The following is a 16,013-nucleotide window of genomic DNA, read 5'->3' on the forward strand; positions in this document are numbered from 1 at the left end:
TTTAATACGAGTGATGAAAATACTAGTAATAGTGTTTAGAAATCTAATGAATGGTTTTATGATAATTAGTAAATTAACTAATACTAGGATATGTTTAAATTTGTGATGAGGTGAACTTAAAAAATGAAACGAATCGGCGTATTAACTAGTGGAGGAGATTCTCCTGGAATGAATGCGGCAATTCGAGCGGTTGTTCGAAAAGCTATTTATCACGATGTGGAAATATTCGGAGTTTATTACGGATATGCAGGTCTAATTTCAGGTCAAATTGAGAAACTTGAAATCGGCTCAGTAGGTGATATTATTCACCGTGGTGGGACGATGCTTTACACGGCACGTTGTGAAGAGTTTAAAACTATAGAAGGGCAGAAGAAAGCAATCGAGCAGTTAAATAAATTTGGTATTGAAGGATTGGTTGTTATCGGTGGTGATGGTTCGTTCCAAGGAGCGAAAAAATTAACAGAACACGGCTTTCCGTGCGTAGGGGTTCCAGGAACAATTGACAATGATATCCCAGGAACAGACTTTACAATTGGTTTCGATACAGCATTAAACACAATTATTGAAGCAATTGATAAAATTCGCGACACTGCAACATCTCATGAACGTACATATGTAATTGAAGTAATGGGACGTGACGCCGGTGATCTCGCACTTTGGGCAGGGTTAGCAGACGGTGCTGAAACAATTTTAATTCCAGAAGAGAATTATGAAATGGATGATGTTATAGCTCGTCTAAAGCGTGGACATGCACGTGGGAAAAAGCATAGTATCATTATCGTAGCCGAAGGTGTTGGTAGTGGTATCGACATCGGAAAAGAAATTCAAGAACAAACGAAATTAGAGACGCGAGTTACTGTATTAGGTCATATCCAACGCGGTGGTTCTCCTACAGCAGCAGATCGTGTGTTAGCAAGCCGTTTGGGCGCAAAAGCAGTGGAACTGCTACTTGAAGGTCAAGCAGGTAAAATGGTTGGAATTGAGAGCAATGAGCTCGTTTCTCATGATATTGACGATGCTTTAGCCAAAAAACATGCGGTTGACCAAAGAATGTATCAATTGTCAAAAGAACTATCTATTTAGTAAATATACACTTTATTTTTCGATTATGACATACTTTATAACGATTGGCAACAATAATTAAACATTTATTATTCGATAAAGTAAAACATTTATTAAGTTGAATGGAACTAGGAGGAATATATATAATGAGAAAAACGAAAATAGTATGTACTATTGGACCAGCAAGTGAAAGTATTGAGAAATTAAACAATTTAATCGAAGCAGGAATGAATGTAGCTCGACTAAACTTTTCCCATGGTGATTATGAAGAGCACGGAGCACGCATAAAGTCCATTAGAGAAGCAGCTGCGAAAGCAGGAAAATACGTTGCGATTTTACTTGATACGAAAGGCCCGGAAATTCGTACAAATAATTTTGAGAATGGTGTAGCAGAGTTGGTTTCAGGTAATGAAGTTACTATATCGATGGACGAAGTTGTAGGAACTGCTGAAAAATTCTCTATCACATACTCAGGGTTAGTTAATGATGTTAAAGTTGGGTCTAAAATCTTACTAGATGACGGTCTTATTGAATTAGAAGTGATTGAAATTGGTGATAATGAGTTAAGAACAAAAATATTAAATAGCGGAACCATTAAAAACAAAAAAGGTGTGAACGTACCGAACGTAAGTGTAAATTTACCTGGTATCACTGAAAAAGATGCAAATGACATTCGTTTTGGTATCGAACAAGGAGTAGATTTCATCGCTGCTTCATTTGTTCGTCGTGCTTCTGACGTTTTAGAAATTCGTGAATTATTAGAAAATCATGGTTCTCCTGATATTCATATTATTCCGAAAATCGAAAATCAAGAAGGTGTCGATAATATTGATGAAATTCTTGAAGTTTCAGATGGATTAATGGTGGCACGTGGTGACTTAGGAGTTGAAATTCCAGCAGAAGAAGTACCATTAGTTCAAAAATCGTTAATTAAAAAATGTAATGCTTTAGGGAAGCCAGTTATTACAGCAACGCAAATGTTAGATTCAATGCAACGCAATCCTCGTCCAACACGTGCTGAAGCAAGTGATGTAGCTAACGCTATCTTTGATGGAACAGATGCGATTATGTTATCAGGGGAAACGGCTGCAGGGGATTATCCTGTTGAGTCTGTCCAAACAATGAATAATATTGCTATTCGCACGGAATCTGCATTAAAATATGAAGATTTGCTTAAGAAAAGAGGAAGAGAAAGCCAAAAAACAATTACAGATGCAATTAGCCAATCTGTAGCTCACACTGCTTTAAACTTGGAAGCATCTGCACTTGTTACCGCTACTGAAAGTGGACATACAGCAAGAATGATTTCTAAATATCGTCCGAAATCACCGATTGTTGCTGTTACACATTCAGAAGAAGTTTGTCGCAAACTTTCCCTAGCTTGGGGAGTTTATTCTCAATTAGGAACAAAAGCTAATTCAACTGACGAAATGTTAGAAATTGCTGTGCAAGAAGCTGTTAAAACAGAATTTATCGCTCATGGAGATTTAATTGTTATAACAGCAGGGGTACCTGTAGGTGAAACAGGCACAACTAACTTAATGAAAGTTCACGTAATTAGTGAAGTAGTTGCAAAAGGACAAGGGATTGGACGTAAAGCTGCAACAGGTAAGGTGATTGTTGCAAAAACTGCTAGTGATGCTTTAGCAAAAATGGAAGATGGTGCGGTTTTAGTTACTGTCGGCACTGATAAAGATATGATGGAAGCATTCGAAAAAGCTTCAGCAGTAATTACTGAAGAAGGTGGTTTGACGAGCCACGCAGCAGTAGTAGGATTGAATTTAGGAGTTCCTGTAATTGTAGGTGCGCACAATGCTACAGACCAATTTTCAGATGGTGAAGTAATTACTGTAGATGCGACACGCGGGAATATTTACAAAGGACATGCAAGTATTTTATAATAAAATAGGTAAGAAGATGAGAAGGGGTATTAAGTTATTCCTTCTCATTTTTTATGAGAAAGATGATTAGTTGGTTAAAAATGGAGGGAAGTATGTTAAAAATATTGATCTTATTACTAATTATTGTCCCTGCTTTAGAAATTGGAGTTTTAATTCTTTCCGGTAGTACGATTGGGGTTCTCTGGACGATATTATTGGTCATTGTAACAGGGGTACTAGGAGCTTGGTTAGCGAAAAAAGAAGGATTGCAGACGATACGTCTTGCGCAACTCCAATTACAGCAAGGACAAATTCCTAGTGGAGTTCTTTTAGATGGTCTATGTATTTTAGTTGGTGGAGTTGTCTTGCTAACACCTGGCTTTATTACCGATGCGATTGGTTTCTTTTTACTCTTACCGAATACACGCGCGATCGCAAAAGCATTTTTACAAAAAATATTTAATCAAATGGTCCAAAGTGGCTCTATTATTTTTATTAACAGACGCTAAATCAAAAATGCTGATTAAAACACGACTAAGAGCGTGATTTTATTCAGCATTTTTTGATTCAAAAAGATAATTAGTGGTTTGTTGGGAAGATGTATCTCATGATGTAATTGAGGTCAGTAGCTTTGTTGACGGATTTGCCGTCATGAGAGTTTTGTATGAAAAAAGAACGAGTAAATTCCTGAACGAGCCTCTAAAATTCGCTAGAAGTTTACAGCGAAGAGAGGGAAATTGCTCGTTCTTTTCCATATTAGATGGTGAGAATAAATCGTCATGGGCGTTTTGTATGAAAATTAGTGAGTTTGAAATAACCAATTTTTTAAATCGCGAAATACGTGAGCTTTATGAATGGCGTGAATAAAGACTAGGACTACTGGACCGATTAATAATCCTAAAAATCCGAATAATTTATAACCAACAAACAAAGAAAGTAGAGTTGCAAGTGGGTCGACACCAATGTTTGACGATAATATTTTTGGTTCCATAATTTGCCTTTGAACTACGACGATTCCGTAAAGAACGGAAAGTCCGATCGTCAGTGACAGTTGTCCAGAGAAAAATGTGTACAAGATCCACGGAATAAAAATCAACCCTGTTCCTAAATATGGAAGTAAGTCAACGAATGCGATAAGCAAAGCAATAGTTATTGGATAGTCAACTCTTAAAAAGATTAATCCAGCTAAAACGATAAAACATGTAATAGAAATGAGTGTTAACTGGGCAAAAATAAAGCCTACAAACGCTTTTTTCAAGCTAACAGTTACTTCTTTTGTTTTTTCGGCGATGAGATTAGGTACCCACTTTCTAAATAGAAAAACGAGTTTATACCAATCTTTACTAATAAAAAAAGTCGCTAATAAAGAAAAAATAATAACAGTAGCTAAGTTCGGTAATCCTAATAAAAAGTCAGATATACCTGTTAATATAGAGTGGGTTGTGTTACTTAAATTTGTTGTTAATTGAACAGTAATTGTTTCAATGTAAGCTAATATTGTCGCTTGATGTTCGTTATCTAAAGAATAGAACATTGCTGATATTTGTTCGTAAATAGGAATAACTTTCCCTGTAAATATTTCCTTCATTTCAAATATAATGGTTTGTAAATGAAAAGGGACTGATTGTGATAAATAATTTGTTCCCATGATGATTTCTGAAATAATAATTGTAATTGTACCGATAATTAAAGCAATTAAAAGAAGTAAAATAAGTGATACAGCAAGCCACCGTACTATATTGAGTCTTTCTTGCAAGAAATTCACGAAAGGATTTATTAAAAATGCTATCGCTAGACCAATGGCAAATGGATAGGCAGTCTTAAATAAAAGAAAAACTATTAAAATAACAGAAGTGAATATCAATAAAACGATAAGGAGTCTCATTAATATCTGAAAGTAATTAGAAGACATATTTTTCTCCTTTCGATATATTTGTTGGTTAGTAGCTAGTTGGTTAGTTGGAAAGCTGAAAGTTGGAAAGGTACAACTCGTTTTTACATGTTACCTCGTGTCGATTGTGTCATGAATTTTGTATGAAAAAAGAACGAGTAATTTCGTGAACGAGCCTCTAAAATTCGTTAGAAGTTTACAGCGAAGAGAAGGAAATTGCTCGTTCTTTTCCATATTAGTTGGTGACGGTTACCGTCATGAGCGTTTTGTATGTAAAAAGGAGGGCGATTTCCCTGAACGAGCCTCTGAGATTCGTTAGAAGGTCACAGCGAAGTGAAGAAAATCGCCCGACTTTTCCATGTTAGATGGTGACGAGTAGGACGTCATGATGGTTTGTATGAAAATGTCCAGTCGAGTAGGTTTTACTTTATTAACTCTATTAAATAGTTATGGCTTGTATCCATTTTTTAGACCTGTTATCGTTGTGTTACATTCGAAAAGAATAATTATTCTTTCAAAAAAATGACAAGATTATATATTGAAAGTTGGATAAATTACAAATTATATGATAATATAAAAATGGTACGGCCTACCAAGGAAGGATGCATCCCTTTTGATTACGCAAGCAACTGCATTTATGCTAATTTTGCTTTTAATTGGTATCATTGCCAAAAATCAATCTTTAGTTGTAGCAGTAGTAGCTCTTCTAGCTATTAAATGGATTGGATTAGGAGAAAAGGCATTTCCTATAATTCAACAAAAAGGAATAAATATTGGAGTTACAATCATTACAATTGCAGTATTAGTACCAATAGTCACCGGACAGATTGGCTTTAAAGAATTAACTGAAGCGATGAAATCTACATATGCTTGGATTGCGTTAGGTGCGGGTATATTTGTTGCTATTGTTGCAGCAAATGGGGTAGAGTTATTACAATCTGATCCGCATATTACCGCAGCACTAGTTTTTGGGACGATTTTAGCTGTAGCTATTTTTAATGGTGTAGCAGTTGGTCCATTGATTGGAGCTGGTATTGCTTATATGGCGATGAAGCTAGTTGAGTTTTTTAGCACATTAGGCTCTTAAGTATAATTCTAGTGAAAGTTTTCATAAGAATTAAAATAGTCGGAATTTATTTTTAAATTTAAAGTTCACAAAACTGTGAAAAATGTTTATAATTGAAATTAGTTAGAAAACTCTTTAAACATCATAAAAGTTTTATGAAAAAAGAGTAGGTTCAAAAAGGCCTAAAGATTACTACTAAATATTGCTGACGATTCCGAACAATTATGTTCAAATGGGAACAAATAAATATTTTACTATAGTTATAATCCGTACTATTGGGTTAAAGATTAATAGATTTAACTTTCGTCGTCGGCAACCAACTACTGTAAGGACTTTTTGAACTGTCTTCTTCGTTCAAGCATGACAAGTTTGTTTTAAAAATCATTCTATTTGTAAAGGAGAGGTTGAAAAATGAGTACTACTCGTGGTCTTGAAGGTGTTGTTGCAACAACGTCGAGCGTAAGTTCAATTATCGATGGTGTGTTAACTTATCATGGTTTTAACATTGATGATTTAGCAGATCATGCAAGCTTTGAGGAAGTAATTTTCCTTTTATGGAACGGTCGTCTTCCTAATGAGGCTGAATTAAATCAGTTAACTGAAGATTTAGCAAGTTATGCGGAAGTTCCTCAAGGTGTCATCGACCAGATGAAGATGTATGATATTGAGAAGGTTCACCCAATGGCTGCTCTACGCACAGCTATCTCAAACTTAGGATTATACGACTCTGAGGCTGATGATCAATCTGAAGAAGCGAATAAGCGCAAAGCTCTTAAATTGCAAGCTCAAGTACAAACAATAGTGACAGCGTTTTCACGAATTCGCGAAGGAAAAGAACCAGTTGCACCTCGTAAAGATTTAGGTTTTGCTGCAAATTTCCTTTACATGCTTAATGGAGAAGAGCCAGATGATATTTCAGTAAATGCTTTTAATAAAGCGTTAGTTTTACACGCTGACCACGAATTAAATGCGTCGACATTTACAGCTCGTGTTTGTGTCGCAACTTTATCTGATATGTATTCTGGTGTTACTGCTGCAATTGGCGCCTTAAAAGGTCCTCTACACGGTGGAGCTAACGAAAGAGTTATGGCGATGTTAATGGAAATTGGAGAAGTTGATAATGTTGAGCCTTATATTACAAATGCATTAAATAATAAAGTGAAAATCATGGGCTTCGGTCACCGTGTATATAAAGACGGAGATCCTCGTGCTAAGCACTTAAGAGAAATGTCGAAACAATTGACATCTATTACTGGTGAAACAAAATGGTATGAAATGTCTATAAAAATTGATGATATTGTAACTCGTGAAAAAGGTTTACTACCTAACGTAGATTTCTATTCTGCTAGTGTTTATCATAGTTTAGGAATTAAGCATGACTTGTTTACACCAATATTTGCAATTAGTAGAATGTCAGGATGGATTGCACATATTTTAGAGCAATTTAGTAACAACCGATTAATTAGGCCGCGTGCGGAATATATCGGACCTGATAAACAAGTTTATGTACCAATGGACCAGCGTTAATCACATGTGTTGGGGAGATTAATCTACTAAAAGATTATATGGAGTGAAAAGCATATAGATGTTGGAGGGGGAGCTTGTAGATAAAAATATTAAGCCGCCAAAGATCATGCTTGTTTTTCACTTCTCCCATTACATATATAAATTAAAACAAGAAAAAAAGAATTTTTTAGGAGGTAATAGTAATGGCAAATGGCGAAAAAATTACTGTTCAAGGTGGAGTTTTAAACGTACCGAACAATCCGGTGATCCCTTTCATCGAGGGTGATGGTATTGGACCAGACATTTGGGCTGCTGCTTCTCGTGTAATTGATGCTGCAGTAGAAAAAGCATATAATGGTGAAAAGAAAATTGAGTGGAAAGAAATATTAGCAGGTGAAAAGGCGTTTGATCAAACAGGACAATGGCTTCCAGAAGAAACATTAGAAGCAGTGCGTGAGTATATTATTGCAATTAAAGGTCCATTAACTACTCCAATCGGTGGTGGGTTCCGTTCTCTTAACGTAGCATTACGTCAAGAGCTAGATTTATATACTTGCTTACGTCCAGTTCGCTACTTCACTGGTGTACCATCACCGGTTAAAAGACCTGAAGATACTGACACGGTAATTTTCCGTGAAAACTCTGAAGATATTTATGCAGGTATTGAGTATGAAGAAGGAACTCCTGAAGTTAAAAAGTTGATTGCGTTCTTACGTGATGAAATGGGTGCTACAAAAATTCGTTTCCCAGAAACTTCTGGTATTGGTATTAAGCCTGTATCACAAGAAGGAACTTCTCGTTTAGTTCGTGCTGCCATTGAGTATGCAATTAAAGAAGGACGTAAAAGTGTAACGCTTGTTCATAAAGGTAATATTATGAAATTTACTGAAGGAGCGTTCAAAAACTGGGGCTATGAATTAGCAGAAAAAGAATTTGGTGATAAAGTATTTACTTGGGCTCAGTATGATGAGATTGTTGAAAAAGATGGAAAAGATGCTGCTAATAAAGCGCAAGCAGATGCAGAAGCAGCTGGTAAGATTATTGTTAAAGATGTTATTGCAGATATCTTCTTACAACAAATTCTTACACGTCCAAAAGACTTTGATGTAGTTGCAACAATGAACTTAAATGGTGACTATGCATCAGATGCGTTAGCTGCACAAGTTGGAGGAATTGGAATTGCTCCTGGAGCAAACATCAACTATGAGACGGGACACGCAATTTTCGAAGCTACACATGGTACTGCTCCGAAATACGCTGGACTAGATAAAGTTAACCCTTCATCTGTATTACTTTCAGGTGAGTTAATGCTTCGTCATTTAGGTTGGAATGAAGCAGCTGACTTAATTATGAGTTCTATGGACAAAACAATCGGAAGTAAAGTAGTAACTTATGACTTTGCACGTTTAATGGATGGGGCGACAGAAGTTAAATGTTCAGGTTTTGGTGATGCATTAATTAAAAACATGGACTAAAAACTTAATTGAAATCTAAAATAATATAGGCTGATTCAAATAGGGTATAGACTCTGTCATTATTAGATATGGCGAGTCTTTCCCTTATTGAGTCACCCTTATCTTTTATACTTAAAAGTAACTGGTTTATAAAACGTAAATATACATTCATTTATGAAACTAAAATTTACGATAGGGAGCGAGTAAAATGGCAATTAAACGAAGAAAGGTTTCGGTTATTGGTGGCGGGTTTACTGGAGCAACGACTGCGCTTATGGTAGCTCAAAAAGAATTAGGTGATGTTGTATTAGTAGATATTCCGCAAATGGAAAATCCGACAAAAGGGAAAGCCTTAGATATGTTAGAAGCTAGTCCAGTACAAGGGTTCGACTCTAACATAGTAGGTACTTCAAATTATGAAGATACAGCTGGTTCTGATATCGTTGTTATTACGGCTGGTATTGCTAGAAAACCTGGTATGAGTCGTGATGACTTAGTTAATACGAACGCTGGAATTATGAAGGCTGTTACAAAAGAAATTGTGAAACATTCTCCAGATTGTTATATTGTTGTACTTACAAACCCTGTAGATGCGATGACTTATACAGTGTTTAAAGAATCTGGTTTCCCTAAAAACCGTGTTATCGGTCAATCAGGGGTTTTAGATACTGCTCGCTTCCGTACATTCGTATCACAAGAGTTAAACGTATCTGTGGAAGATGTAACAGGCTTCGTATTAGGTGGACACGGTGATGATATGGTCCCTCTAGTACGATACTCATACGCGGGTGGAATTCCATTAGAGAAGCTTATTCCTGCTGAGCGTTTAGAGCAAATTGTTGAGCGTACTCGTAAAGGTGGCGGAGAAATCGTAAATCTATTAGGTAACGGAAGTGCGTATTATGCTCCGGCAGCATCTATTGTTCAGATGGTAGAAGCGATCTTAAAAGATAAAAAGCGTATTATCCCGACAATCGCCTATTTAGAAGGGGAATACGGTTTTGAGAACCTATACTTAGGTGTTCCAACCATCATCGGTGGAGATGGAATTGAAAAAGTGATTGAGTTAGACTTAACAGATGACGAGAAAGCATCTCTACAAAAGTCTGTTGATTCCGTAAAAAATGTTATGACAGTTTTACAATAATTAAAGTATAACGTCGTCACTAGATTTAATAAAAAGTACTTATAAAAAAGTAGAAATCCGGTTTTCATAATAACCGGATTTCTACTTATAATATAAGTAGTGGGTTTTACATTTATAATTAATAAAAGTTTAGCTTGAAAATGCGTTCTGCAATGTTTTTTAGTCTAAAATGTAAGCGCTTTAAAATGTTTAGGGTTATGAGTTAATAAAGTTGTATAAAGTGTTTAATATGTAAAAGGCTTTCTATTATTTAAAAAGCAGCAATTCAGTAACTCATACTTCTAAACTAATACATCACAAGATGAGGAAAGAGGGGTTAAAATGCTAAACAAAAAGCGACGTTTAGGTAGAAATATTAATGCTATTAAAGTAGGAGAAAAATTAGAGTTAACTAAGAAGGTTGAAGATAAGGATATTTTATTATATTTAGGGCTCACTGATGATGCTAATCCACTTTTTATACAACATGATTATGCATCGCAAACTCCGTTTAAAAAGCCAATTGTCCCTCATATTATGATTACAGGTTTTATTACTGGAGCAATTTCAAAGTACTTACCAGGACCCGGAAGTTCAATTGTTAATCAAAATTTACAATTCCCTAAGCCACTATATCATTACGGATCGATTAAATTACTTTTGGAAACGTTAATTGTTGACGAAGCTAAACATTATATAGAATTAAAGGTTGAAGGGACCGATGAATTTGATAACGTTGTTGTTGAAGGGACAATTGGAATTTGTCCACCACATGAGCTTAAGCCAATTGCATATAAAACAGGTACATTCGAAAATTTTTAATCATTAAAAAAGTTGATATCATAAAATGAGGCTGACTTAATAGTATCTCTTTCCCTCTTAATCAATGCTATAATTAGAAGCATGTGTATAACATTGCTCAATTTAGCTAGAGGCAAACACGTTACTAACAAGTCAGCTTTTTTGTGTGAAAGTTGGTTTGTTGGTTAGTGATTAGTTGGTTAGGACCCCGGGTGACTTTTCATATTAGATGGTGGCTGGCATGCGGCAATGAGAGTTTTGTATGAAAAAAGGCGGATGATTTCGTGAAAGAGCCTTTGAGATTCGTTAGAAGGTCAAAGCGAAGAGAAGGAGATCATCCGCCTTTTCCATATTAGTAAGATATAAACTGAAGATTAGTATATAATATACATTTATACAGGCCTGTTTTTAAGGAGGATATTAGATGGGACAAAGACTATTAGTTGTAGACGACGAAGAATCAATTGTTACTTTGTTACAATTCAACTTAGAAAAATCAGGATATGAGATCATTACAGCGATGGATGGAAAAACAGCGTTTGAATTGGCAAAAGAACAAAGCTTTGATCTCATTATTTTAGATCTAATGCTACCGGAAATGGATGGGTTAGAAGTTTGTAAACAATTAAGACAAAGTAAGAACAGTACACCAATCCTTATGTTAACAGCGAAAGACGATGAATTTGATAAAATATTAGGGTTAGAACTTGGTGCGGACGATTACATGACTAAACCGTTTAGCCCTAGAGAAGTTGTTGCTCGAATACGTGCAATTCTTCGTCGAGTTAACAAATCAGCTGAAGTTGCTGCGGATAACATAGAAAAAAGTGACTCGATTATAAAGTTTGGCGAAGTTGAGGTCTATCCTGAAAATTATGAAGTATATTGTAAAGGGAGTAAATTAGAACTAACCCCTAAGGAATTTGAATTATTACTATATTTAGCTAGTCACAAAGGAAGAGTGTTATCGAGAGATCAGTTGCTTAATGCAGTTTGGAACTATGAGTTTGTAGGTGATACAAGGATCGTTGATGTTCATATTAGTCACTTAAGAGAGAAAATAGAACCGAATACGAAAAAACCAATTTACATAAAGACGATTCGAGGGCTTGGCTATAAGCTCGAGGAGCCACAACTAAATGTATAAATATCGAAACAAGCTTACGATTTCTTTATTAATCGCAGTTTTTTTTGTGTTAGCAGGGTTAGGCATATCACTAGGACAAATTTTTAAAGACTTTTATTTTGATCATGTAAGTGAACGTCTATCTAAAGAGGCTCGTATTGTTGCGATAAGTGTTCTTGAAGCAGGACTACACGATGAAGATCTTTCGAAAATTGTTAACGATGTTGGTGAGCAGTTAGCAACAAGAGTTACTGTTATTTTACATACAGGTGAGGTGATCGCAGAAACAGAAGCTCCGCTTAATGAAATGGAAAATCACCTGCATAGACCAGAGTTAATCCAAGTAAGGGAAGAAGGAGAAGGACAGGCGATACGTTATAGTGAAACTTTAGGCGCAGAACTTCTTTATTATGCTGTTCCTTTAATCGATGACCGTCAAATCATTGGTTATGTTCGTTTAGGAATAACAATACACATGTTAAATGAGGTAAATAAGAAAATTTGGGTTGTACTATTAGTTAGTATTACAGCTGCGTTTCTTTTGATTATCGTTTTAAGCTTTCGTATTACAAATGAAATGACAAGACCTATTGAAAAGGTTACAGCAGTTGCTAACCAACTCGCCAAAGGTAACTTTAAAGCAAGAGCATCTGAAGTCAAAAATGATGAAACAGGACAATTAAGTAGATCTCTTAACATACTTGCACAAAATTTAGAAGAAATTACACGAACGTATGAAGCACAACAAGAGCGGCTTGAGACCTTAATTGAAAATATGGGAAGTGGCTTGATTTTAATTAATAACAAAGGCGAAGTTAGCCTTATTAATAAGTCGTGTAAAAAGATATTTCATGAAGATATCGATCACTGGTTAACGAAGGTTTATCATAAAGTGATTCCTCATAAACAAATTATAAAAATTGTTCAAGAAATATTTTTAAGTGAAAAAGGACAAAAGAAGCACATTATATTACCTATTCAGCTAGAGATGCGACATTTTGATGTTTATGGCGCACCTATCATTAGTAGTGGTGGAAAAGAGAGCTTAAAAGGAATTGTTCTCGTTTTTCACGATATTACAGAACTGAAAAAGTTGGAACAAATGCGTAAAGATTTTGTAGCAAACGTTTCCCATGAACTAAAAACACCGATCACTTCAGTCAAAGGTTTTACAGAAACATTGTTGGATGGTGCTGCCGAGGATGAAGCTTTAAGAAAGCAATTTTTAAACATCATTTGGGATGAGTCTGAACGACTCCAAAACTTAATTCAAGATTTATTAGATCTTTCAAAAATCGAACACAGTGAATTTCAACTAAACTGGCAACGAGTGGACTTAAGCATGTTAACAGATGATGTAATTGTCATGCTTAAAGGTAAAGCTAAGCAAAAAGATATTTCATTAACAAAAGTAACCGAAGGATCTAGCACGATTGAAGGTGATCCACTAAGGATAAAACAAGTAATGATTAACCTTATCAATAATGCGATTATGTACACCCCTCAAGGTGGCCGAATCAATATTAATGTGACTGAAACAAATGAAAAAGTCATTTTCGGAGTGAAAGATACTGGTATTGGAATTAGTAAACAAGAAGTTTCACGTGTATTTGAACGTTTTTACCGAGTTGACCGTGCCAGAAGTAGAAATTCAGGTGGAACGGGACTAGGTTTAGCAATTGTAAAACATATAGTAGAAGCACATCAGGGAGAAATTATTGTTGATAGTGAAGTAGGAAAAGGTACTTTGTTTGCAATTTGTTTCAACAAAAAGGCTCAATTGTAAGTGGATAATATCTTAGTTGTTTAGTTAGTTGGTTGGTCAGTCAGTTTGAAAGGAAGATACACGTTTTTTACATTAAAATGATAAAACTACAACTAGTTTGGATGAAAAAATTCGGGTGGTTTTGCGAACGAACGTCTGAGATTCTTAAGAAGGTCAAGGTGAAGTGAGGGAAAGCACCCGAATTTTCCATCTTAGATGGTGACAATTTATATGTGAAAAATAAATCTGGAAAGTTATGAAACTTTTATTTTAGTTCAAACGTAGTATAATTGTTAACATGATAGAAAACTACAAAAGGAAAGTGGGGAAACAATGATGGTCACAATAAAACAGATTATCCTCGGCTTCGTTTCGCTAATTGTTATTTCGATATTAGCGCTATTTTTAACGACAGGTTGGTATATTGTTGATGAGAGTGAGCAAGCAGCACTAATTACGTTCGGTAAAGTCGATGAACATGTGACAGAACCAGGGTTGAAATTCAAATTACCTTGGCCAATTCAACGTGTAGAAATTTTACCACGTGGTACGTTTACAACGACTGTTGGCTACGATGAAAGAGACGGAGAAGTTGTTGAATACCGAGATGAAGCGAAAATGATTACTGGAGATGAAAACATCTTACTTGCGGACTTAGTTGTCCAATGGAGGATCACAAACCCTGAAATGTTTTTATTCAATTCTAATGATCCAGAGCAAATTTTATTTAGTGCCACTTCAGCAGCACTTCGTGGGGTCATTGGAAGCTCAAGAATTGATGATGCCTTAACGGATCAACGTCCAGAAATTGAAGCACAAGTATGGGATTATTTAGTGGCATTGATTGAAAAATATGATATTGGAATTTCGGTTATGGACGTAAAACTTCAAGATGTTGAATTACCAAATGAAGACGTTCGTCATGCATTTATGCAAGTAACGGATGCTCGTGAGGAACGCCTAACAAAAATTAATGAAGCGAACAAATATCGAAATCAAAAAATTAACGAAGCTCAAGGGGAGCAAGATGCGATTATTTCTCGTGCTGCAGGAACAAGAGCTGAGCGCCTAGAGCGAGCTCGTGGGGATGTAGCGAGGTTTAATGCCCTTTACAATGAATATTTAATTAATCCAGATGTAACGAGAAGTCGTTTAGTGATTGAAACTTTAGAGCGAGTACTACCAAATACAGAAATTTATATTATGGACAGTGGTAGTGATACTGTGAAATATTTACCGATTCGTTCGTTAGAAGGATCAACAAGTGGTAGCAACACAACTACGTCTACTTCTACGTTACCTAGACAAGGGGGCGAAAATTAATGAGTGATGAAAAAATTATCGACTTCAGTGACCGTAAGCCATCTGATGAATGGAAACAATACTCAAAGCTAGGAATCGTTATTGTCATTCTGATCGGGTTAGTTGTTTTTACGATAAATAATTTATTTATTGTCCAACAAGGTGAATACAAAGTTGTAAGGCAATTTGGTGAAGTTGTTAGAGTAATAGATGAGCCAGGTTTAAATTACAAAATTCCATTTATCCAAAGTGTGACATCGTTAACGAAAAAGCAGATGATTTTAGATGTTGATCCAACGGAAATTAATACACGTGATAAAAAGAGAATTCTCGTTGATAACTACGCTGTATGGAAGATTGATAGTCCACAGCAGATGATTTCTAATGCGCAAACGATCGATCGTGCTGAAGCGATTATGATGAATTTTATTTATTCTGTAATTCGTGCCGAATTAGGTCAGCTAGATTACGATGAAATTATTAATGATGAAAAATCTTCTCGTGGTAGTTTTAATGACCGTGTGTTAAATCGAGTGAACGAATTGTTAGCACGCGATAATTACGGAATTTCAGTCACTGACGTAAGAATGAAGCGAACGGATTTACCTGAAGAAAACGAACAAGCCGTTTATCGTCGGATGATTTCAGAGCGTAACTCTATAGCTGCTGATTACCTTTCTCAAGGGGATGCAGAAGCAAATCGTATCCGTGCTAACACCGATCGTGAATTTCAGGAAATCGTTGCTAGGGCCAATGCTGATGCAAATGAAATCATCGGTGAAGGTGAAGCAGGAGCAGCGCAACTGTACAATGAATCATTTGGTAAAGATGTAGAGTTTTATAACTTATACAGAACTCTACAAAGCTATGAAAAAACAATTGATGATCAAACAGTTATCGTTCTCCCTGCTGATGCGCCATATGCTCGTATTTTAATGGGATATACTGAATAATGAAGAAATGAGCCGGAAGAATATTTTTCTTCCGGTTTATTTATTAGTATCCTCCGCCTTTTCCAACTTAGAAGGAGGTAT

Annotated in this window: 13 protein-coding genes; 12 read left to right on the plus strand and 1 reads right to left on the minus strand. The window is 35.7% G+C overall.

Annotated features, from left to right (window positions below; all coding sequences use genetic code 11):
• Positions 1-123 precede the first annotated feature (123 nt).
• The 3 genes from pfkA (at position 124) to BKP35_RS12775 (ending at position 3,451) form a co-directional block, all read left to right on the plus strand.
• Entirely contained in the window at positions 124-1,083 is a 960-nt protein-coding gene (gene pfkA, locus BKP35_RS12765) for a 6-phosphofructokinase (protein WP_071313742.1), read from the plus strand.
• Between the two features lie 125 nt (positions 1,084-1,208).
• Positions 1,209-2,963, plus strand: coding sequence for a pyruvate kinase (gene pyk, locus BKP35_RS12770; RefSeq protein ID WP_071313743.1), 1,755 nt, complete (start codon positions 1,209-1,211; stop codon positions 2,961-2,963).
• Between the two features lie 92 nt (positions 2,964-3,055).
• Positions 3,056-3,451 (plus strand): FxsA family protein, encoded by a 396-nt coding sequence (locus BKP35_RS12775; RefSeq protein ID WP_071313744.1) that lies wholly within the window; start codon positions 3,056-3,058, stop codon positions 3,449-3,451.
• A 290-nt stretch (positions 3,452-3,741) separates the two neighbouring features.
• Here BKP35_RS12775 and ytvI read toward each other — a convergent pair whose 3' ends face one another.
• Positions 3,742-4,854, minus strand: a complete 1,113-nt coding sequence (gene ytvI, locus BKP35_RS12780) for a sporulation integral membrane protein YtvI (RefSeq protein ID WP_071313745.1) — start codon at positions 4,852-4,854, stop codon at positions 3,742-3,744.
• A 592-nt stretch (positions 4,855-5,446) separates the two neighbouring features.
• On the opposite strand from ytvI, the gene BKP35_RS12785 reads away from it, so the two are divergent.
• From BKP35_RS12785 to hflC, 9 genes are all read left to right on the plus strand, one after another.
• Positions 5,447-5,920: a DUF441 domain-containing protein gene (locus BKP35_RS12785; protein ID WP_071313746.1), complete on the plus strand. Its 474-nt coding sequence runs from the start codon at positions 5,447-5,449 to the stop codon at positions 5,918-5,920.
• Positions 5,921-6,310: 390 nt separating this feature from the next.
• Positions 6,311-7,426: a citrate synthase gene (gene citZ / locus BKP35_RS12790; protein ID WP_071313747.1), complete on the plus strand. Its 1,116-nt coding sequence runs from the start codon at positions 6,311-6,313 to the stop codon at positions 7,424-7,426.
• 182 nt (positions 7,427-7,608) lie between these two features.
• Complete coding sequence (gene icd, locus BKP35_RS12795; RefSeq protein WP_071313748.1) at positions 7,609-8,880, plus strand: NADP-dependent isocitrate dehydrogenase; 1,272 nt, start codon at positions 7,609-7,611, stop codon at positions 8,878-8,880.
• Between the two features lie 187 nt (positions 8,881-9,067).
• On the plus strand, positions 9,068-10,006 hold the full coding sequence (mdh, locus tag BKP35_RS12800; protein ID WP_071313749.1) for a malate dehydrogenase: 939 nt from the start codon (positions 9,068-9,070) through the stop codon (positions 10,004-10,006).
• Between the two features lie 321 nt (positions 10,007-10,327).
• On the plus strand, positions 10,328-10,807 hold the full coding sequence (locus BKP35_RS12805; protein ID WP_071313750.1) for a MaoC/PaaZ C-terminal domain-containing protein: 480 nt from the start codon (positions 10,328-10,330) through the stop codon (positions 10,805-10,807).
• Positions 10,808-11,210: 403 nt separating this feature from the next.
• Entirely contained in the window at positions 11,211-11,933 is a 723-nt protein-coding gene (locus tag BKP35_RS12810) for a response regulator transcription factor (RefSeq protein ID WP_071313751.1), read from the plus strand.
• Positions 11,926-13,698: a two-component system histidine kinase PnpS gene (pnpS, locus tag BKP35_RS12815; protein ID WP_071313752.1), complete on the plus strand. Its 1,773-nt coding sequence runs from the start codon at positions 11,926-11,928 to the stop codon at positions 13,696-13,698. The genes BKP35_RS12810 and pnpS overlap by 8 nt, the downstream gene beginning before the upstream one ends.
• A 315-nt stretch (positions 13,699-14,013) precedes the next feature.
• Entirely contained in the window at positions 14,014-15,000 is a 987-nt protein-coding gene (hflK, locus tag BKP35_RS12820) for an FtsH protease activity modulator HflK (RefSeq protein ID WP_071313804.1), read from the plus strand.
• Entirely contained in the window at positions 15,000-15,932 is a 933-nt protein-coding gene (hflC, locus tag BKP35_RS12825; RefSeq protein WP_071313753.1) for a protease modulator HflC, read from the plus strand. Before hflK ends, hflC begins: the two co-directional genes overlap by 1 nt.
• Positions 15,933-16,013: the final 81 nt, after the last annotated feature.

The organism is Anaerobacillus arseniciselenatis, assembly GCF_001865995.1.
GTDB lineage: Bacteria > Bacillota > Bacilli > Bacillales > Anaerobacillaceae > Anaerobacillus > Anaerobacillus arseniciselenatis.